The sequence below is a fragment of the Xanthomonas arboricola pv. juglandis genome, from assembly GCF_905367715.1.
GTDB classification, from domain to species: Bacteria; Pseudomonadota; Gammaproteobacteria; order Xanthomonadales; family Xanthomonadaceae; genus Xanthomonas; species Xanthomonas arboricola.
Genome location: NZ_HG999362.1, coordinates 1,460,211 through 1,478,522 on the forward strand (window position 1 = coordinate 1,460,211; position 18,312 = coordinate 1,478,522).

Consider the following 18,312-nt stretch of genomic DNA (forward strand, 5'->3'; position numbering starts at 1 on the left):
GTCGGTGTGCACGGTAAGAGCAGTACGTAATGCGCGTTGTCCGATACTCGACGTCCGACACACGCGCGACAAGCAGCTTTTCACCAGCTTGCTTTTGGTGTCGTGCTCCAAAGGATTGGGTGACGCCGATGCATCAGTTGCAGAGCGGCTGATCTGCCGCTTGGCTGCGGGGCCCTTGTCCGCCCACCATCGCAGGACACGCCGCAAGTACATCCTTGTAGGCTCTTACGCGGCATCCATGCCGCGTAAGGTTCCGCGACGGTAGGCGGGCAAGGACCAGTTGGGATGGTTGGTGTGCACATCCAAGCTCAGTGTTTGATGCGCGTTGTTAGATGCTGGTGCACAGGCCCGATGTCCGATGCAGGGCGAGCGACAAGCAGCTTTTCACGTGGCCACCGACCAACTTGCCGGTGCGGTGTGCTCTTGCCGGTTACGGGACCCTTGGCGGCACGGATGCCGCCAAGGAGCCTCCACGGAAGGATCCACGGCGTGTGGCGCGAGCGGCTAGGGCACGCCTTCGATAACCATGCTTTAAAAAATTCAGCCGCGTTTATCCCGTGCATTGCGCGAATAGATCGCGCTCGCGTGCATAGGCGCTGGTCTTGACCTGCATCAGACCGAGCACCGACGGAAACAGCGCGTCCTGGTCGGTGTACTGGCCGGCACGGTGGCGCAGGCAGGTTTCGTCCAGGCCGCGGTCGCGCGCGAACTCCGGCGAGAACCACATCACCATCGGCACGTGGGTCTGCTCCTTGGGCGCGATCGCGTACGGCACGCCATGCAGGTAGAGGCCTTTTTCGCCCAATGATTCGCCATGATCGGAGAGGTAGATCATCGCGGTGTCGTAGTCCTGCAGCCCGCGCAGCGTATGGATGGCCTGGTTGAGGAAGTGATCGGTATAGGTGATGGAATTGTCGTAGGCGTTGACGATGTTCTGGCGGCTGCAACTACCCAGGTCGGCGGTCTTGCACACCGGTTTGAAGCGCTCGAACTGTGCCGGGTAGCGCTCGAAGTAACTCGGCCCGTGGCTGCCGAGTTGATGCAGCACCACCACGCGGTCGCCGGGCTTTGCGCGCACTTGCGCAGCCAGGTCGCTCAGCAGGATCTCGTCCATGCAGCGGCCATCGGCGCACAGCCCTGGCGTGGTGGCATCGTCCAGCTTCTGGATGTCCAGGCCATCGCAGACGCCCTTGCAGCCGGACTGGTTGTCGCGCCACAGCGTGGAAATGCCGGCATGTTCGAGCACATGTAGCAGCGACTGGTGACCGCGGATCGTGTCCTCGTTGTAATCGCGGCGGCCGAATGGCGAGAACATGCACGGCACCGAGACCTCGGTGCTGGTGCCGCAGGAATGCATGTCGGGGAAATTGATCACCCCGGCCTGCGCCAGCTCGGGCGTGGTCTGGCGCGCATAGCCGTTGAGGCCCCAGTTCTGCGCACGTGCGGTTTCGCCCAGCACCACCAGCAGCAGGCGCGGACGGCTTCCCGGTGCACGTGGTGTGGCCATGGCGTCGTGTTCGACCGGTTGCTTGGGCGCATGCTTGATCGGCGAATCGGATTTGAGGTTCTGCCGCAGTGCCACGATGTAGTTGATCGGCGTGGCCAGGTAACGCACCTCGCGGTGATTGCGCATCAACGCCGAGACGTCCTGCGACGACAGCATCGCGCCGGCCGCGCCGACCACTGCCACCACCAGCAAGAAGCCGGCGCGGATTGCCAATGATCTGCCGATGCTGCGTGCTTGCAGGCGCGTGCGCCACAACAGCGTGGCCGGAATCAGGAAGTAGCACAGCAGCGGCAGGATCAAGCCGGGCGTGAGCAGTTCGCGCGATTCCTTGTGGTCGGTATGCAGCACGTTGCGCAGCATGTCTGCATCCAGGTAGACGTTGTAGCTGTCCATGTAGTGCGCAGCCAGCGCGGTGGTGAACAGCAGCAGCGTCAGCAGCGGCTTGGCGTTCCAGCGCCACACCAGCAGGCCCAGCAATAACGCATGCACGGCCACCAGCAAGGCCATCAAGGAGATGGCAAACCCGAGACTGCCCGGATGCGTGGCCATGGCCGTGTGCCAGAACAGCTGGTTGCACACCAGCGCGAAGAACAGACTCGACAACAACACCAAGGTTTCGGTCGAGACCGTCGGTCGCGTCGTCCAGCTCAGTGCGCGCAGGCGCTTGAGCCCACGCGACTGCGGTAGATAGGTACTCATGCTGCATCCCCCGATTGCAACACCACAACATTGGCGCGATGCGGTCGAGCCAGCATCACGCAGTACAGTGCAAGTGCAGTTCCCCAACACACCGCCAGCGACCATAGGTCGTGCGACAGAAAATGCGCGCCGCGTAATTGCTGCGCAATCCCGAATAACAAGCCTGCCGCGATGCCCAGCCACAATGCAGGAACACGCCACGCAGGACGGAGTGCCAGCGCACAGAAATACAGCGCCACCCACGCATAACCGGCGCTGGCGTGGCCTGCAGGAAAACAACCGGAAGCAGCAATGCCGTGGCGCGATTCGAACAGCCCGATCATCTGCTGGGTGCCGCCGTAACGGCTCAGATCCCATGGGCAATCCATCGCCGTCCACGACTTGAGCAAGGACACCAGCGAGGTCGACAGTGCGATCGATGCAGCCAGATACGTCAGCGGCCAGCGCAGCACACGCAAGCGCGGCCGGTACCAGGCAACCAGCGCCAGCACCAGCACGCTGACAGCGCCGGCGGTACTCAACCATTTGCCGACACGGTGAATCACGCCGCTGGTGAACCAGTGGTCCTTGAGCAGCCACTGCCCACCTTCCAGCCGATATAGCGCATCGGCAACCCACTGGTCGCCGCCGGCGCCCATCAACAACGCGCTGAGTACCAGCACACCGGCCAGCGGCAGCCACAGATGCCGAATGAGAAAGCGGGTTTGCGCAACGGTGGCTGTGCGCGCAAGGGCAGGTGCGTATACGGGAAGCGTGGTCATCGAAGCATCGGCCGGTGGTCTATGCCCGGCATCTTCGAAAGCGGCATGTCGGAAAGCGGTCGGACCGGAGTTGCCCGGCGGTTAACGCGCTACCAGGCGTTCAGTCTGTCTCGCTGTCGCCACCGCCAGTGTTGGTGTCGGAGGCGGTTGCAACGCAACCGGCATGCCATGCCGTGCCCGGTACCAACTGCCATTGATTGCGGTTGGACTCGCCAATATCGATCCGTTGCGCCGGATCGATGCACGCCGGTACCGCCTGCTTGAGGACGAACAGCCAACGACGCTCAGGTGCGTGTGCAAGCCACGGACCTGCCTTGGCCCACTGCTGCTGCCAACTTGCCTTGAAGCCGAAGTCGGTGACCGGTCGATCCGCCTGCAGCATGTTCTGCTCGCGCCAGGCCAGCATGCCGAGCTCGGCCTCCGGGCCAATGCGCTGTCCCACGCGCTGCATCAAGCCAGCGGCAGAACTGTAGGGGTCTAGTGCGGGCATCAAGCCCAGGCCGTACACGCTCCATAGTGCGGCGGTCACCACCACCATCGCGGTGCCGGTGCGCTTGCCACGCGACCATGCAATTGCCGCCAGGCCGACCACGCCCAGCCCGATCAACCAGACACCCACCGACCGCAGCGAGGCCAACTCCATTCCGCGCTGAAGCGCGGTGTTTTCCGCCCAGTGCAGATGCAGCGCGATACCGCTGCCCAATGCGAGAGCGGCCAGTGCGAGCAGCAGCAGGTAGCCGGTCAGCAATACGCGGACGCCACGCTTGCGCAGCAGCCCGGCCAGAAGCGGTGCAGCGGCGATGCAAAGGGCCGGCAGCATCGGAAAGATGTAGACCTCGCGCTTGCCCGGGCTGGCGCTGAAGAACACCAGCACCAACACGCTCCAGGCAAGCAGCAACAGATAGCGCGGGTCGCCGCGCCGCAGCCGTCGCCACCAGGCCGGCAGCAACCAGGGCAACACCAGGCAGCCGGGCAACCACAGCGTGGCGATCACCTGCAGGTAGTACCAGGCCGGCTTGAGGTGATGCCAGGCGTGCGCATAACGGGTACCGGTCTGCTTGAACAACAACTCATGCGCGTAGGCATGCAGCGCCGGGTCGTTGCTTTGCCACAACGCGATGCCCAGCGGACCAAGCCACACCGCGGTCCCCGCCAGGAACGCAGGCAGCACCAGCAACCAGCTGCGCCCGGCCTGTGCGCGTGCCGGCAGCACGCTCCAGTGCTTGCGCGGCAGCGCCATCCACGGCAGCAACAGCAGCAAGGGCAGAAAGCCCACACCCTTGGTCACCGTGCCCACGCCGGCGGCGAACAATCCCAGCGTCCATGCGCGCCAGTCCGGCCCGCGCAGTAGATGCCGCAGCATCCCCCACAACGACAGCGTGGTCAGCGCCACCAGCACCATGTCGATCTGCGCACGCTTGGCCATCAGGCCGAACTGCAGCACCGCAAACAACGCCAGTACCGCATGCCGCGCCACGCGTCGGTTCCATAACCGCCGCGCGATGTCCCAGGTCAGCCACAACGTGGCGAGCGCAGCCAGCAGCGACGGCAGCAGGAACGCGACCGGCCAGTACGGCACCAGCTCGTAGCTGGCTGCCTGCAACCACATGAAGACCGGTGGCTTTTCGGCGTACAGCTCACTGCCCCGGTGCGGCAATAGCCACTGACCGGTCGCAACCATGCTGCGTGCGGCCAGCACAAAGCGCGGCTCGTCCGGTGGGTTGGGCTGACGCAGGCCCAGCCCGGCCAGCAGGCTGACGATGATCAGCAACACGGCGGCAAGCAGCGCACGCTGGCGGGAAGTGGCGGCGGAGATGGCAGGCGACACGCGCACGCCCCGATCGGTGGGGCGCCACACTATCCGGCAAGCAGGTCGGAATTTTGTCGGAGCCATCCAGAGCGGCTGTGTTCGGCCAGGCTCGGTTAGGATGCGCACATCGTCCCTGCCGGGCCGCCCTGGAAACGCGCTCATGCGGCTGCTGGTCATCGAAGACAACCGCAACATGGTTGCCAACCTGTTCGACTATTTCGAAGCGCGCGGGCACACCCTGGACGCAGCGCCCGACGGCATCACCGGCCTGCATCTGGCCACCACCCAGCAGTACGACGTGCTGGTGCTGGACTGGATGATGCCGCGCATGGACGGCCCGGAAGTTCTGCGCCGCCTGCGCGAGCAGCACCAGTCCGAGCTGCCGGTGATCATGCTCACCGCCCGCGACGAGCTGCCCGACAAGATCGCCGGCTTCCGGGCCGGTGCCGACGACTATCTGACCAAGCCGTTTGCGCTGCCGGAACTGGAGGTCCGCATCGAGGCCCTGCTTGCGCGTGCGCATGGGCGCCGACGCGGCAAGTTGCTGCAGGTGGCCGATCTGCGTCTGGACCTGTCCACCCTGGAAGCCACCCGCGCCGGCCAGGTGCTGCACCTGTATCCGGCCTGCCGCAAGCTGCTGGAAGTGCTGATGCAGGCCAGCCCCGCCGCGGTCACCCGCCAGCGACTGGAGCAATCGCTATGGGGCGATGATCCGCCCGATGGCGACATGCTGCGCTCGCATATCTACGAGTTGCGCCGCAGCGTGGATGGCCCGTTCGCGCAGAAACTGATCCATACCCTGCCGCGGCTGGGCTATCGCCTGGCGCCGCTGGAAGGTGCCGGCGATCCGGCCGCGGGCGAGTGCAGCGATGCTTAGGCAGCGCCCGTTGGGCCGCCGCGTGCTGGTGTGGTTGTTCGGCTACACGCTGCTGATGGTGCTGGCGGTGTTCGGCACCGCGCAGTATCTGCACGAGCGCGCAGAACACGGCGTGTGGCGCTCGTTGTTGAATTCGGAACTGGACAGCATCCTGGATCGCAGTGCGCAGAATCCGGATTACCGCTGGCAGGACTCGGACACCCTGCGGCTGTATCGCGTCGACGGCAGCGCGGCAGTACCGCCGGTCCTGCGCACGCTGCATCCCGGCCTGCACGACGAGCTGGAAATCGCCGGCCGCCAGAGCGCGGTGATGGTGCGCGACACGCCGCATGCCGGGCGCCTGGCGCTGGTGCTGGATATCACCGACTTCGAAGCGCTGGAGCAGTTCATTACCCGCTGGATGCTGGCTGCAGGCGTCGCGCTGATCGGCATCACCTTGCTGATGGGCACTTATGCGATGGCGCGGCTGGTGCGCCCGCTGGTGGAGCTGGCGCGCGACATCGGCGCGCTGCGTCCCGAGCGGCGTGCACAACGCATTGCTGTTGGCCCGCAGGGCAGCGCCGAGCTGTACGTGATTGCCGACGCGCTCAACGACTATCTCGATCGCAACGGCCAGTTCGTCGAACGCGAACGCGCCTTCATCGACAGTGCCAGCCACGAGTTGCGCACCCCGCTGGCAGTGATCGGCAACGCCGCCGAACTGGCGCTGGAACAAGCCGGCACACCGCCGGCGGTGCGCCACCAGCTGGAGCGCATCGCGCAGACCAGCGCCGCGGTGGAGCAGTTGATCACCTTGTTGCTGGTGCTGGCCAAGGACCCCGGCCGGCTGACGCGCAGCAGCGATACGCTGCGTCTGGACCAGTTGCTGCCGGAGATCGTCGCCGACCACGCGCATCTGCTCGCCGACAAGGACCTGCAGGTACTCACCGACCCGCTTCCGCCATGCAGTCTCACTGCACCGGTGGCGATCGTGCAGACCGCCATCGGCAATCTGTTGCGCAACGCGATCGAGAACAGCGACCGCGGCATCATCCGCGTCTCGCTATCGGCACCAGGGGGGGTGCGCATTGCCGACCCGGGCCACGGCATGACGCCGGAGGAGATCAGTGCGATCTACGCGCGCCTGGCGCGCGACAACGCACGCCAGGGCAACGGCATCGGGCTGGAGCTGATCGGGAGGCTCTGCGAGCATCTGGGCTGGCATTTGCACCTGGATTCCAGCGCGGGGCAGGGCACGGTGGTGACGCTGGATCTCAGCGGCGCGCAGCGCAGCTAAGCGCCGGCACGCTCAAGGCAGCTGCGCAGTGCGGCCATCGCCGCCGCCGCGGTGGCCGGGGCAGCGGCGGCCTTGCGGACATCGTTGAAGACCTCGATGCCGATCGGCCCTGTGTAGCCCATGCCGGCCAGGCGCCGCAACAGCGCCGACAGCGGAAAGCAGCCTTCGCCCGGCAGCAGGCGCGCATGCCGCGCCACCGCGGCCAGCGCACTTGGCGCCACCGGCTGCGCCACATCGCATAACTGCACATTGGCGATGCGCGTGGCCGGGATGGCGTCCAGATCGTCCAGCCCGCGGCCTGGCGCGAACAGATGGTAGGCATCCACCACTAGGTCGATGTTGTCCGCGCCGCTGGCACGCACGCTTGCCCACGCCGCAGGCAGGGTGTGATTGACCGTGCTCCACGCCATCGGTTCGTAGGCGATGCGCAGGCCGTGCTCGGCCGCGGCACGGCCGAGCCAGCGCAGATCCTCGACGATCCGTGCAGGCACGACGTCGGCACGCGTGTTGGCCGGTGCCTGCACCACGCCCGCGCCCAACGCGGCGGCGGTTTCCAGCATCTGCAGCGCGTGCGCGCGGCACTGGTCGCGTTGCGCGTCAGCGGCACCGTCGACATCGCGCAACACCTGGTAGTCGGTCAGTCCAAGCCCGAGTTGGTGGAGGGCGTCGCGCACCTGCGCCGGCGAGCGCGCCAACTGCTGCAGGTCCTGTTCCCACAATTCGACCGCATCGAAGCCGGCCGCCTGTGCGGCCGACAATTTATCGGCTGCGGTGCCGCCCAGCAGCACCGTGTTGAGAAACAGGCTGTGCATGCGCTGCAGCCTACGCGGCGTGGCGTTGAGGAGATGTCTGCGGCGTAGTGCTGCTGCGCGGCGCGACCTGTAGTACTACGACACGCCGCGCCTGGCGATGCGCGCGACCTGCACGGAGACGGCAGCCGGCATGTTCTACGTGCAAGCACTCGGCATGGGCTGTGCGGATGCTGACGACCCCGTCGTCTGTGGCCTGCTCGTGCCACGCAGTGCAGTGCCACTGCAGTGCGTGGCCACCGACTCGATCCCGGGGCTGCATGCTGGCAGCCTGTGCATGCCGGCCCGCAGGCACGCCACGGCCAGGCGATCAGGCAGGGGCGATGCGGCGTTACTGCGGTAACAGGTTGCGCGCGAGCAGCCAGCTGCGCGCATTTTCCGCATCCTGCTCGAACCAGGCGCGCGTGGATCCCAGCCGGTAGGTGTAGCCCCAGGTGTCCATGTCGGTCATCAGGCGCGCGCTACCGACGCCCGGCAATTGCTCGGCCAGCAGGATCTGCAGATAGCAGGTGGCGTCTTCCTCATCCACCGAGTCGGTGGCGTCGGTATGCACGGCCGCGCGCTTGTCGGCCGGCAGGACAATCAGGTGCCCGGCCTCGTGCAACAGCGAATGCACCGGCGTGTCGTCACGCACATAGACATCGCAGCCGATGATGCCGGCTTCCGGTTCGCCCCAGAAACTGCCGGGGATCGGCGCGCCGGCTTCCACGCGATGCAGGCGCAGGCCATAGCGGGCGAGCAGGGCGGCTGGCGCGTCCAGGCCGATATCGCCCACGCACAACACGCTGGCTGGCTCGGGGCTGGGGGAGGAATCGATGGTCACACGCAAGGGCTCGCGGTCGGTTCGGGCCGTCAAGGCGGCACCGTGCAAACACGGTGCCGCAGGGGACACTTACTTGTCGCCGTCTTCGGGCAAGGCGACCGAAATATCGAGCACGTCATGCTCGCCATCCTTGACCAGATCAACCCGCACCGCATCGGCGTCGATGTTGACGTACTTCTTGATCACTTCCAGCAATTCGCGCTGCAGCAGCGGCAGGTAATCCGGCCCGCCGCGGTGGTTGCGCTCCTGCGCAATGATGATCTGCAGGCGGTTCTTGGCCGTCTCGGCGGTGTTCTTCTTGCTCTTGAGAAAATCGAGCAGGCCCATGCTTACCCTCCGAACAGCTTGCTGAAGAAGCCTTTCTTCTCCACGGATATGAATCGCATCGGGCGCTCTTCGCCCATGATGCGGGCGACCGCGTCGTCGTAGGCCTGGCCGGCCGGGGACTCGGCATCCAAGATCACCGGCTCGCCCTTGTTGGAAGCGTTGAGCACATCACCGGATTCGGGAATCACGCCGATGGCCTTCAGCCCCAGCACTTCTTCCACGTCGGTGATGCTGAGCATCTCGCCGCCTTCCACGCGGCCCGGGCTGTAGCGGGTCAGCAGCAGGAAGGCCGGCACGGTCTGGCCTTGCTCGGCCTTGCGGGTCTTGGAATCGAGCAGGCCGATGATGCGGTCCGAGTCGCGGACCGAGGAGACTTCCGGATTGACCACCACCACCGCGCGGTCGGCGAAATACATCGCCAGGAACGCGCCTTTCTCGATGCCGGCCGGCGAATCGCAGACGATGTAGTCGAAGCCGTCGGCGGCCAGGTCCTTGAGCACCTTCTCCACGCCTTCCTGGGTTAGCGCGTCCTTGTCGCGGGTCTGCGAGGCAGCCAGCACGTACAGGTTGTCGAAGCGCTTGTCCTTGATCAGCGACTGCTTGAGCGTGGCTTCGCCATGCACGACGTTGACGAAGTCGTACACCACGCGCCGCTCGCAGCCCATGATCAGGTCCAGGTTGCGCAGACCGACGTCGAAGTCGATGACGGCGACCTTCTTGCCGCGCCGTGCCAGCCCGCAGGCCAGGCTCGCGCTGGTGGTGGTCTTGCCAACGCCGCCCTTGCCGGAGGTGACTACGATGATTTCAGCCAAAGGATTTCTCCGAATATTTCTGTGGTTGGGCTGCGTCAGTCCAGCGCAGCGATCTTGATCTGGTCCTGCTCCAGCCAGACCTGGACGGCCTTGCCACGCAGGTCCATGGGAACATCGTCCAGCACCTTGTAGTGGCCAGCGATGGCAACCAGTTCGGCGTGGAAGTCGCGGCAGAAGATGCGCGCGTCAGGGTTGCCCTGGGCGCCGGCCAACGCGCGGCCACGCAGGGTACCGTAGATATGGATGCTGCCGTCGGCGATGACCTCCGCCCCGGCACCGACCGTACTGAGCACAGTCAGGTCGCAGTTCTCCGCATACAGCTGCTGGCCCGAGCGCACCGCGTTGCGTTGCATGCGCCCAGGCGCCGGCCGCGCCGCGGGCGCTGCGGGTTCGGCACGCGCCGGTGGCGGCGGGGGCGGCGGCGGGGGCGGCGGCGGGCTCACCGCGGTCGGCTCGTATTGCGCACGGAACTTGGCCAGCAGCGGCACGCCGAGCTGCTGCGAGAGCAGGTCGATCTCGCTGGTGCCGTAGGCCAGCGCCACCGGCAACACGCCGGCATCGCGCAGGCCGTCCAGCAGCGCCTTGGCGGTGGCCAGGTCCGGTACCTGCGACAAGCCGCCGAAATCCAGGATCACCGCCGCGCGTCCAAACAACTTCGGCGCGCGGGTCACGCGTTCGCGCATCTCGCGCACCAGGCGCGGCACATCCAGCGTGCGCACGCGCAGGTTGGCAATGCCCACCTGGCCGATCTTCAGTTCGCCGGCCTGTTCAAAATCCACATTCACGCTCGCCACGCCTCAGCTCCCCGTCGACGGATTGTCGGTGGCGGCGGCATGACGCGGCCGGCCGACCCACGGCAGGTGGTCGGGCAACTTGCCGGCATAGGTCTCCTTGACCCACGGATAGCTGCACATGTCTTTCATCAGCATGCTGGCGCGCACCTCGACATCGGCCATGGTGTTCTGGCCGACCTCGCGGAAGCCGAAGCTGCCATGGAACAGCAACGCCGCATCGGCGCCATGGTCCAGGAACACCTCGCAGGCCAGTTGCGGGTAGCGCAACTCGGTGTAGCTCTGCACATCGGCATAGAACGCACGCCCGACGCCACCGCCGCGACGGCGGCTGGCGACCACGATGCGGTCGATGTAGAAGAATTCCGGGTGACGGTCCCGGAACCAGGCGAAATTGCTGCTGTCATGCGCACTGCCGCTGCCGAACCCGACCAGGAACCCGGCCAGGTTGCCGTCGCGCTCGGCGACGCGGAAGTATTCGGCCTGCTCGTAGAAACGTTGCAGCTTGGTTGAATCCAGCGGCAGGATTGCCAGTCCGGCATTGTTGTTCAGGGCCAGGACGGAATCGAGCTCGTGCTCGCGCACGTCGCGGATAACGATCGACATTGGGACTCCGTGGGGTAACGCTCTCGACCCGAAATCGGATCTGCGTCGGATTATTGCATGCGTGGCCTGAAGCGGCGACCCGCCGTGTGCTGCCAGCCAGGCATGAGAACCGACTGCAGCATGCCGACGCCGGCAGCTCCTGCTGCCAAGTCAGCGCGCCATGCCACGCGTATGCATGACTTCCGGCAAGAGGGCAGCCGCCCGGCGAGCGCCTAAGATGCCTGCATGTTGGGATACCTCAGTCATACGCGCGTCCTGCGCTTCGCCGGCCTGTTCACCTGGGCAATGATCGCCATGCCCCTGGTGTACACCTACTGGCCGGCGGCCGAAGAGGGCGACCACCGCAGCGTGGCCGAAGGCCTGCTGATGTCGGCGTTCTTCGTCGGCTTCGGTGCCAGCTACTTCTGGCTGACCCGCGGTCTGAGCAGCGGCGGCCATGCGCATTGGTACGACCGGCTGATCCTGCTGCTGCTGACCATCTTCGCGCTGGCGGTCAGCTATCTGAGCGGGACCGGGCTGGGCAGCATCCTGATGATGGTGGCGGCCGGGGTCATCCCCTGGCTGCTGCCGCTGCGCATTGGCGTGGCCTGGCTGGTGCTCAGCCAGCTGGCGGTGCTGCCGGTGTTCTATTACCTGCGCCCGGACTTCACCCTGTTCGCCGCGCTGATGCAGTCGCTGCTGTACGGCGGCTTTTCGATGTTCATCTTCGTGACCAGCCTGGTCGCGCGCCAGCAGACCGATGCCCGCGAAGAACAGCGCCGGCTCAATGCCGAACTGCGCGCCACCCGCGCGCTGCTGGCCGAAAGCGCCCGCGTCAACGAGCGCACCCGCATCTCGCGCGAGCTGCACGACCTGCTCGGCCACCACCTCACCGCGCTGAGCCTGAACCTGGAAGTGGCCGGCCACATCACCGACGGCCAGGCCCAGGAACACGTGCGCCAGGCGCATACGCTGGCCAAGCTGCTGCTCACCGATGTGCGCGAAGCGGTCAGCCACCTGCGCGACAGCGGCGCGATCGACCTGGAAGCGGCCCTGCGCCCGCTGGTGACCCAGGTGCCGTCGCTGGACATCCATCTGGACATCGCCCAGCCGCTGACCCTGGACGACCCCGAGCGCGCCCACGTACTGCTGCGCTGTACCCAGGAAATCATCACCAATGCGGTGCGCCATGCCGGTGCGCGCAACCTGTGGATCCAGGTGCGGCGCGATGCCGACACCGTGTTGATCGACGCGCGCGACGATGGTCACGGCGCCGACACGGTGGCGCCCGGCAACGGGCTGCGCGGCATGCGCGAGCGGCTGAACCAGTATGGTGGCCAGCTCGAGATTCAAACCCGGCGGGGTGACGGCTTCGGCCTGCGCATCTCCGTTCCAGGCGCGCCGGCACTGATGCCTGCGGCCGTGACTCAAGGAGTGTTCTGATGATCCGTGTGTGCCTGGTCGACGACCAAACCCTGGTACGCCAGGGCATCCGCTCGCTGCTGGCGCTGGATAACGGCATCGAGGTGGTGGCCGAGGCCTCGGACGGCAAGCAGGCGGTCGAGCAGATCCCGCAGGTCCAGCCCGACGTGGTGCTGATGGACATGCGCATGCCGGTGATGTCCGGCCTGGAGGCGCTGCAGATGCTCTCGCGCAACGGCACGCTGCCGCCGACCATCATCCTGACCACCTTCGACGACGACCAACTGGTGCTGGCCGGGCTGAAGGCCGGCGCCAAGGGCTACCTGCTCAAGGACGTCTCGCTGGAACAGCTGGTCGGCGCGATCCGCACCGTGGCCGACGGCGGCTCGCTGGTGCAGCCGGCGGTGACCCAGCGCCTGCTGTCGGGCCTGGAGCACATGCGCAACGAGTTCGTCAGCCTGGACCGGCCCGATCCGCTGACCGACCGCGAGACCGAGATCCTGCGGCTGATGGCCAGCGGCTTCTCCAACAAGGAGATCGCCAACTCGCTGGGCGTGGCCGAGGGCACCATCAAGAATCACGTCTCCAACATCCTGTCCAAGCTCGGCGTGCGCGACCGCACCCGCGCGGTGCTGAAGGCCTTCGAGCTGCAATTGGTCTGATCGGCAGCGCAGCTGGTGCAGCTGCCGGCGCGCGGCGCTGCGCGCGCTACGCCGCGCGCGTGGCAACGCGCGTGGTGGGGTGGTCTGGTCGTTTCCACGCCGATCAAGCGTGCTGCCGGAGGAACGAAAACCGCGCTGGCGGCAATCGCATCACACACAGGCATCGCGCGATGTGCATGATAGCTGCGCGCAATCTGCCCAAACCCTTGTGCAGGTTGGGATTGCGCAGTCATGGACTGCGCGGTTGCGCGGTAGATGACACCGCAAGACCGCGCTACCCGTCGCACAACTGAACATCTTTCTCGAAGCCTGCTAGGATGGCGGCTTCGCTTCACTCAACCCGGCCGTGGGATCGGCCCCGGAGACCTCCTGAATGACCCGTATTATCGAGTTCCTGATCGCCTTGGGGATCGTGGCTGGCTTGTTTGTCGTGGTGGGCTTGGTGTTGCCCTCGGAGCGGCAGATGTCCGAGAGTGTTGAGACCAACCGCAGGATGACGATTGTTTACGACACCGTGAACAGCTTCCGTCGTTTCAAGGATTGGAACCCGCTTGTGCTGCGTGACCCGAAGATCCAGCTGAAGCTGGTCGGCCCGACCGAGGGCAAGGGTGCACGCGTCGAATACAGCTCCACCGAAGGCTACATCGGCGACGGCAGCTGGGAGATCACCAACAGCGTCAAGAACGAGCGTGTTGAGATTTCGATCGACGATCCCACCAAGGGCTACGACAAAGTCACCAACTTCACCCTTGCGCCGACCGGCAAGAACAACAAGAACGTCAAGATCACCCAGGACTACAGCGTCAAGTACGGCTGGAACCTGTTCGGTCGTTATGCCGGTCTGTATGTCAGCCGCCACGTGGGCGACGACCTGAAGCTGGGTCTGTCGCGTCTGACGACCGCACTGGCCACCGTGCCGAATTTCGACTACCGCGCCCAGCTTGACGGCAAGCCGGTGTTGAGCGATCTCAAGCTCGTCGATGTGCCGGCCGAGGACCTGTTGGTCGTCACCGCGGGTAACATCGATCGTGACAACGAGACGATCAAGAAGTCGATCAAGGACAACCAGGAGTGGATCAAGCGTGTGATGGACGCCAACGGCCTCGAGGCTGCTGGTCCGGTCCGCATCGTGACCACCGACTTTGCTACCGACAAGTACGCGTTCGACGTGGTGCAGCCGGTCCGCAAGCGTGCCGGTGGCGCGCCGAAGACCGATGCCAAGGCCGACACCGCCAAGGCTGATGCCAAGAAGGACGACGCCGCGGCTGCCGCACCTGTGGATGCAACCCCGGTTGCTGCAGCGGGCGAGGAGTTGAAGGTCAACATCCCGTCGGAAGCACCGGTCAAGTACGAGCGTACCAAGGCACACCGTTCCGCGTTTGCGACCTACGCAGGCCACATGGCCGGCCTGGACGCAGTGCGTAGCTCCCTGCGTGCCTGGGCTGCCACCAACGGCAACGACGTGACCGAGCGTCCGTACGAGTCGTGGAAGGGCGGCGTGGACAAGTCGTTTACGCAGGATGGTACCTACGACGTCTACTGGGCCATCAAGTAATCGTCTCACCACGATGATCTGATCCAGACGAAAACGCGCCGCAGTCCTGCGGCGCGTTTTTTTTTGCGCCACGGCGCTGCAATGGAAACTTCGTTATGTCCCTGCTCGAACGTCGCAAGAAACATCCGTCGCTGCTGGCGTTTTGCGGCGGCCTGCTGGCCGCCATCGCGGTGGGCCTGTCGGCTTATGCCTCGCACGGGGTGGCCGATGCGCTGGTGCAATCGCGGCTGCAGCTGGCAGCGCTGTATGCGTTTGGCCACGGTGCCGTGCTGACCGTGCTCGGCGCTACCGAAACGCGTGCACTTGGCCGGGTCGGCCTGTATCTGCTGCTGCTCGGTACGCTGCTGTTTGCCGGCAGCCTGGTCGGCGGCGCGCTGCTGCACTGGCCCACCAGCCTGGCACCGGTCGGCGGCACCAGCCTGATGCTGGGCTGGGTGGTGCTGGCGATCGGCGCGTTGAGGCGCTGAGCATGCCGCGCCATGCCCGCGGATTCGACGTGGAGGCCGCCTTTGCGTACCTGAGCCGGCGCGATCGCGCGCTAGGCGCGTGGATGAAGCGCATCGGCCCGATCACCGCGCAGCCGGGTTGGCGCAAGCCGTTCGATCCGGTGGACGCGTTGGCGCGCGCGATCCTGTTCCAGCAACTCAGCGGCAAGGCCGCATCGACGATCGTGGCGCGGGTGGAAGCGGCCATCGGTGCGCCGCGCCTGCATGCGGACACGCTCGGCCGCATCGACGACGCGGCACTGCGTGCGTGTGGCGTCTCCGGCAACAAGTCGCTGGCGCTGCGCGATCTGGCGCGCCGCGAGCGCGACGGCGAGATTCCCTCCCTGCGCAGGCTCGCCTTCATGGACGAGGAAGCGATCGTGCAGGCGCTGATCCCGGTGCGCGGCATCGGCCGCTGGACGGTGGAGATGATGCTGATGTTCCGCCTGGGCCGGCCGGATCTGCTGCCCATCGATGACCTGGGCGTGCGCAAGGGCGCCCAGCGCGTGGACAGGCAGGAACAGATGCCGACACCGAAGGAACTGGCCATCCGTGGCGAACGCTGGGGCCCATACCGCAGCTACGCGGCGTTCTATCTGTGGAAGATCGCCGACTTCAGCGTGGCAGCCAAGGTGCCGACGCCGCGCTCGCAGGAGTAGGGCGTTGCAGTGCGGTGCGCGCGGCTTGCCGCGCGCGTTACGCCGCCGACCAACGCCAGTGCCAGGGCTCGTAGATGATGCCGTAGGGATTGTCGCGCGGATAACTCAGCCGGTAGCCAAAGCGATCCGCGTTGTCGCGCAGCCAAGCGAAGGCCGGCGTGGTCTCGAAGGATTCTTCCACCGGCGGCTCGCCGGGCGTGCCGATATCCAGTGCATCGCCGCTGTGGTGTTCGCTGAAGCCGGGCGCGGTGTTGACCGCCAGGATCTGCGGCACCGTCAGGCCGCGCGCCAGCTTGCGTTCGAAGATCGCCAGTTGGTAATCGTGGCTGCGATAGCCGGACAACGCATCCAGCAGCACGCCTGCGCGTGCAGCGTCGGCCCGCATCTGTCGCCATGCACGGCTTGCGCCGGCGCTGAGCCACAACGGACGCGCAAAACGATCGCGTCCGGCAAAGTGCAGGGCAGCAGGTTCGGCTACCAGGCTCAGCCCGGTCTGCCGTGGATACGCCTCCACGTCGATTTCCAGCTGCGCCAGCCGCTGCTGCACGCCGCTGACCGGCAGCAGCGTACTCGCCCGGTCCAATGCACGCCTGCCTGGCAGTTCCAGCAGCGCCAGTGCCTCGTCCAGCCCCGGCTCGTACGCCAGTCGCGGGACCAACGGCATCACGCCCTGCGGCAGATGCGCGGCCAGGTAGCGTCCGTCGCGCTTGCGCCGCAGCAGCCAGTCGGCCTGCGCCAGCACGCGTGCATCCGCATTGCCGCGCGCACGCAGCAGGTCTGCCGGCCACAGTTCGATAACGGAGGTGTTGAGCAGAAAGCGTGGGGAATTGCGCATCGCCGCAGCTTAGCGGGTGCCACGTGAGGGCTGCCAGTCCGTAGCGGCGCGAACGCTTGCCTGCAGCGATAAAGATGCTCCGCTGAGCGGCGGCGGGGCGGACGCATGCGAACGGAAGCTGATCCGTTCTGACGATCACTCACGCCTGTGCTTGTTCAAGCACCGGCGTCCTTGTCGCCCTGCGGCTTCGGCAGGCGCCCGGCCTTGCGTAGCGCATCGCGCAGTACGTATTCGATCTGCGCGTTGAGGCTGCGCAGTTCGTCGTCGGCCCAGCGCTGCGCGGCGGCCAGCACGTCGGCGTTGATGCGCAGCGGGTAGGCCTTCTTCTCGCTCACTCGCGCTCCTGGCGGCCGCTGTGGCGGCGCAGGTGCATCACCATCGACACGATCAAGATATTCACGCCGACGAGCATGCCGATCACCACCGTGTAGATGCCGGCACGGTTGTCGCCGGCCCAATACAGGCAGGCAGCACCGATCAGGATGACCAGACTGATCAGGGCCCAGCGCAGCCCCAGGCCGCGCGCGCGGTCGTCGTCGTCCGCACCGATGGAGGCGGCGATTGCCAATGCAGGCAAGCCGGAAAGCGCGACGACCAACGGCACCATGACATTCATTGCATCACCTCAATACAGCGAGCCGGCGTTGACCACCGGTTGGGTACCGCGATCAGAACACAACACGGTGAGCAGGTTGCTGACCATGTGCGCCTTGCGCTCTTCGTCCAACTGCACCACGCCGTTTTTCTGCAACTCGGCCAGCGCCATTTCGACCATGCCCACCGCACCGGCGACGATGCGCGTGCGTGCGGCGATCACCGCATTGGCCTGCTGGCGTTGCAGCATGGCCTGGGCGATTTCCGGCGCGTAGGCCAGGTGGCTGATGCGCGCTTCGATCACGTCCACGCCGGCCTGGGTCAGGCGCTCGTCCAGATGGCGCTTGAGCTGTTCGCTGATTTCGGCCGGATGGCTGCGCAGCGAGATCTGATCGTCTTCGTGCTGGTCGTACGGGTAGCTGGTGGCCATCGCGCGCAGCGCCGCTTCGGACTGGATATGCACGAAGCTTTCGTAATCGTCGACGTTGTAGACCGCCTCGGAAGCGTCCAGCACCTGCCACACGATGACCGCGGCGATCTCGATCGGGCTGCCGTCCAGTTCGTTGACCTTGAGCCGGCCGCTCTCGAAGTTGCGCACGCGCTGGCTGACCCGGCGCTTGGCATAGAAGGGGCTGTTCCAGCGCAGGCCCGGGTCCTTGACCGTGCCGACGTACTTGCCGAACAGGCTCAGCACCGCCGCCTGGTTCGGCTCCAGCGTGTACAGGCCGGCCAGCATGAAGATGCCCGCCGCCACCACCAACAGCGCAATCAGGAACCCGGCTGGAGTCGGGCTGCCGGCCGCCAGGGTCGTGAGAATGAACCAGGCGGCGCCCGCGAACGCGGCGCCAGCGGCGAGGATGACCGGAATGCCCGGCAGTGAGCTGATCGGCTTCTCTTTCATGAGGTCGGTGTCCTTGGGGAGTGGAAAAAAAGATATCAAAGTGATATCAGTTAATGCAAGTCGTGCGGTCGGCGGCCGTGGTGACGGCCCGTTAGAATGGCGGCCCCCTCCCGATCTGGACC

Annotated in this window: 20 protein-coding genes; 7 read left to right on the plus strand and 13 right to left on the minus strand. The window is 66.0% G+C overall.

The features are described from left to right. Nucleotides 1-550: 550 nt before the first annotated feature. From KHN93_RS06225 to KHN93_RS06235, 3 genes are all read right to left on the minus strand, one after another. A complete protein-coding gene (locus tag KHN93_RS06225; protein ID WP_065049271.1) occupies nt 551-2,206 on the minus strand; it encodes a phosphoethanolamine transferase in 1,656 nt (551 codons plus the stop codon). Further along, entirely contained in the window at nt 2,203-2,967 is a 765-nt protein-coding gene (locus KHN93_RS06230) for a phosphatase PAP2 family protein (protein ID WP_065049273.1), read from the minus strand. The genes KHN93_RS06225 and KHN93_RS06230 overlap by 4 nt, the downstream gene beginning before the upstream one ends. 100 nt (nt 2,968-3,067) lie before the next feature. Beyond that, nucleotides 3,068-4,801: an ArnT family glycosyltransferase gene (locus KHN93_RS06235; RefSeq protein ID WP_212579283.1), complete on the minus strand. Its 1,734-nt coding sequence runs from the start codon at nt 4,799-4,801 to the stop codon at nt 3,068-3,070. A 136-nt stretch (nt 4,802-4,937) separates the two neighbouring features. On the opposite strand from KHN93_RS06235, the gene KHN93_RS06240 reads away from it, so the two are divergent. Both KHN93_RS06240 and KHN93_RS06245 read left to right on the plus strand, forming a co-directional pair. Beyond that, complete coding sequence (locus KHN93_RS06240) at nt 4,938-5,654, plus strand: response regulator transcription factor (RefSeq protein ID WP_016901685.1); 717 nt, start codon at nt 4,938-4,940, stop codon at nt 5,652-5,654. Then, nucleotides 5,647-6,930, plus strand: coding sequence for a sensor histidine kinase (locus KHN93_RS06245; protein ID WP_212579284.1), 1,284 nt, complete (start codon nt 5,647-5,649; stop codon nt 6,928-6,930). Before KHN93_RS06240 ends, KHN93_RS06245 begins: the two co-directional genes overlap by 8 nt. On the opposite strand, the gene KHN93_RS06250 is transcribed toward KHN93_RS06245, so the two are convergent. The 6 genes from KHN93_RS06250 to KHN93_RS06275 form a co-directional block, all read right to left on the minus strand. Further along, on the minus strand, nt 6,927-7,742 hold the full coding sequence (locus tag KHN93_RS06250; RefSeq protein ID WP_212579285.1) for a sugar phosphate isomerase/epimerase family protein: 816 nt from the start codon (nt 7,740-7,742) through the stop codon (nt 6,927-6,929). The two genes, KHN93_RS06245 and KHN93_RS06250, sit on opposite strands and share 4 nt — an antisense overlap. Before the next feature lie 328 nt (nt 7,743-8,070). Continuing rightward, on the minus strand, nt 8,071-8,562 hold the full coding sequence (locus KHN93_RS06255; protein ID WP_167707947.1) for a hypothetical protein: 492 nt from the start codon (nt 8,560-8,562) through the stop codon (nt 8,071-8,073). A 69-nt stretch (nt 8,563-8,631) separates the two neighbouring features. Further along, the gene (gene minE, locus KHN93_RS06260) at nt 8,632-8,889 is read right to left on the minus strand and encodes a cell division topological specificity factor MinE (protein ID WP_005994583.1); all 258 of its coding nucleotides are present in this window, start codon (nt 8,887-8,889) and stop codon (nt 8,632-8,634) included. Between the two features lie 2 nt (nt 8,890-8,891). Continuing rightward, nucleotides 8,892-9,701 carry a septum site-determining protein MinD gene (gene minD / locus KHN93_RS06265; RefSeq protein ID WP_016901689.1) on the minus strand — a complete coding sequence of 270 codons (810 nt, stop codon included), beginning with the start codon at nt 9,699-9,701 and terminating at the stop codon, nt 8,892-8,894. 35 nt (nt 9,702-9,736) lie between these two features. Then, on the minus strand, nt 9,737-10,495 hold the full coding sequence (minC, locus tag KHN93_RS06270) for a septum site-determining protein MinC (RefSeq protein ID WP_212579286.1): 759 nt from the start codon (nt 10,493-10,495) through the stop codon (nt 9,737-9,739). Nucleotides 10,496-10,498: 3 nt separating this feature from the next. Next, nucleotides 10,499-11,098 carry a GNAT family N-acetyltransferase gene (locus KHN93_RS06275; protein ID WP_016901691.1) on the minus strand — a complete coding sequence of 200 codons (600 nt, stop codon included), beginning with the start codon at nt 11,096-11,098 and terminating at the stop codon, nt 10,499-10,501. A gap of 225 nt (nt 11,099-11,323) precedes the next feature. Here KHN93_RS06275 and KHN93_RS06280 point away from each other — a divergent pair, with 225 nt between their 5' ends. The 5 genes from KHN93_RS06280 (at nt 11,324) to KHN93_RS06300 (ending at nt 15,860) form a co-directional block, all read left to right on the plus strand. After that, entirely contained in the window at nt 11,324-12,520 is a 1,197-nt protein-coding gene (locus KHN93_RS06280) for a sensor histidine kinase (RefSeq protein WP_016901692.1), read from the plus strand. Further along, on the plus strand, nt 12,520-13,161 hold the full coding sequence (locus KHN93_RS06285) for a response regulator (RefSeq protein ID WP_016901693.1): 642 nt from the start codon (nt 12,520-12,522) through the stop codon (nt 13,159-13,161). The genes KHN93_RS06280 and KHN93_RS06285 overlap by 1 nt, the downstream gene beginning before the upstream one ends. Before the next feature lie 373 nt (nt 13,162-13,534). Further along, a complete protein-coding gene (locus KHN93_RS06290) occupies nt 13,535-14,716 on the plus strand; it encodes a polyketide cyclase (RefSeq protein WP_039519954.1) in 1,182 nt (393 codons plus the stop codon). 95 nt (nt 14,717-14,811) lie between these two features. Further along, the gene (locus KHN93_RS06295; RefSeq protein WP_126962259.1) at nt 14,812-15,183 is read left to right on the plus strand and encodes a DUF423 domain-containing protein; all 372 of its coding nucleotides are present in this window, start codon (nt 14,812-14,814) and stop codon (nt 15,181-15,183) included. A gap of 2 nt (nt 15,184-15,185) precedes the next feature. After that, nucleotides 15,186-15,860 (plus strand): DNA-3-methyladenine glycosylase family protein, encoded by a 675-nt coding sequence (locus KHN93_RS06300; RefSeq protein ID WP_212579287.1) that lies wholly within the window; start codon nt 15,186-15,188, stop codon nt 15,858-15,860. A gap of 37 nt (nt 15,861-15,897) precedes the next feature. Here KHN93_RS06300 and KHN93_RS06305 read toward each other — a convergent pair whose 3' ends face one another. From KHN93_RS06305 to KHN93_RS06320, 4 genes are all read right to left on the minus strand, one after another. Beyond that, the gene (locus KHN93_RS06305; protein WP_212579288.1) at nt 15,898-16,695 is read right to left on the minus strand and encodes a M15 family metallopeptidase; all 798 of its coding nucleotides are present in this window, start codon (nt 16,693-16,695) and stop codon (nt 15,898-15,900) included. Nucleotides 16,696-16,850: 155 nt separating this feature from the next. Next, a complete protein-coding gene (locus KHN93_RS06310) occupies nt 16,851-17,030 on the minus strand; it encodes a type II toxin-antitoxin system antitoxin (protein WP_047128318.1) in 180 nt (59 codons plus the stop codon). Then, complete coding sequence (locus tag KHN93_RS06315) at nt 17,027-17,311, minus strand: hypothetical protein (RefSeq protein ID WP_126962265.1); 285 nt, start codon at nt 17,309-17,311, stop codon at nt 17,027-17,029. The genes KHN93_RS06310 and KHN93_RS06315 overlap by 4 nt, the downstream gene beginning before the upstream one ends. Nucleotides 17,312-17,320: 9 nt before the next feature. Continuing rightward, complete coding sequence (locus tag KHN93_RS06320; RefSeq protein ID WP_016901700.1) at nt 17,321-18,190, minus strand: SPFH domain-containing protein; 870 nt, start codon at nt 18,188-18,190, stop codon at nt 17,321-17,323. Nucleotides 18,191-18,312: the final 122 nt, after the last annotated feature.

Excerpts from the sequence above, each read along its gene's own strand:
- KHN93_RS06315 (WP_126962265.1), bottom strand. The coding sequence starts at position 17,311 with ATGAATGTCATGGTGCCGTTGGTCGTCGCGCTTTCCGGCTTGCCTGCA.
- KHN93_RS06285 (WP_016901693.1), top strand. The coding sequence starts at position 12,520 with ATGATCCGTGTGTGCCTGGTCGACGACCAAACCCTGGTACGCCAGGGC.
- KHN93_RS06230 (WP_065049273.1), bottom strand. The coding sequence starts at position 2,967 with ATGACCACGCTTCCCGTATACGCACCTGCCCTTGCGCGCACAGCCACC.
- KHN93_RS06280 (WP_016901692.1), top strand. The coding sequence starts at position 11,324 with ATGTTGGGATACCTCAGTCATACGCGCGTCCTGCGCTTCGCCGGCCTG.
- KHN93_RS06250 (WP_212579285.1), bottom strand. The coding sequence starts at position 7,742 with ATGCACAGCCTGTTTCTCAACACGGTGCTGCTGGGCGGCACCGCAGCC.
- KHN93_RS06305 (WP_212579288.1), bottom strand. The coding sequence starts at position 16,695 with ATGCGCAATTCCCCACGCTTTCTGCTCAACACCTCCGTTATCGAACTG.
- KHN93_RS06290 (WP_039519954.1), top strand. The coding sequence starts at position 13,535 with ATGACCCGTATTATCGAGTTCCTGATCGCCTTGGGGATCGTGGCTGGC.
- KHN93_RS06275 (WP_016901691.1), bottom strand. The coding sequence starts at position 11,098 with ATGTCGATCGTTATCCGCGACGTGCGCGAGCACGAGCTCGATTCCGTC.
- KHN93_RS06295 (WP_126962259.1), top strand. The coding sequence starts at position 14,812 with ATGTCCCTGCTCGAACGTCGCAAGAAACATCCGTCGCTGCTGGCGTTT.
- KHN93_RS06320 (WP_016901700.1), bottom strand. The coding sequence starts at position 18,190 with ATGAAAGAGAAGCCGATCAGCTCACTGCCGGGCATTCCGGTCATCCTC.
- KHN93_RS06240 (WP_016901685.1), top strand. The coding sequence starts at position 4,938 with ATGCGGCTGCTGGTCATCGAAGACAACCGCAACATGGTTGCCAACCTG.
- KHN93_RS06225 (WP_065049271.1), bottom strand. The coding sequence starts at position 2,206 with ATGAGTACCTATCTACCGCAGTCGCGTGGGCTCAAGCGCCTGCGCGCA.
- minE (WP_005994583.1), bottom strand. The coding sequence starts at position 8,889 with ATGGGCCTGCTCGATTTTCTCAAGAGCAAGAAGAACACCGCCGAGACG.
- KHN93_RS06300 (WP_212579287.1), top strand. The coding sequence starts at position 15,186 with ATGCCGCGCCATGCCCGCGGATTCGACGTGGAGGCCGCCTTTGCGTAC.
- KHN93_RS06245 (WP_212579284.1), top strand. The coding sequence starts at position 5,647 with ATGCTTAGGCAGCGCCCGTTGGGCCGCCGCGTGCTGGTGTGGTTGTTC.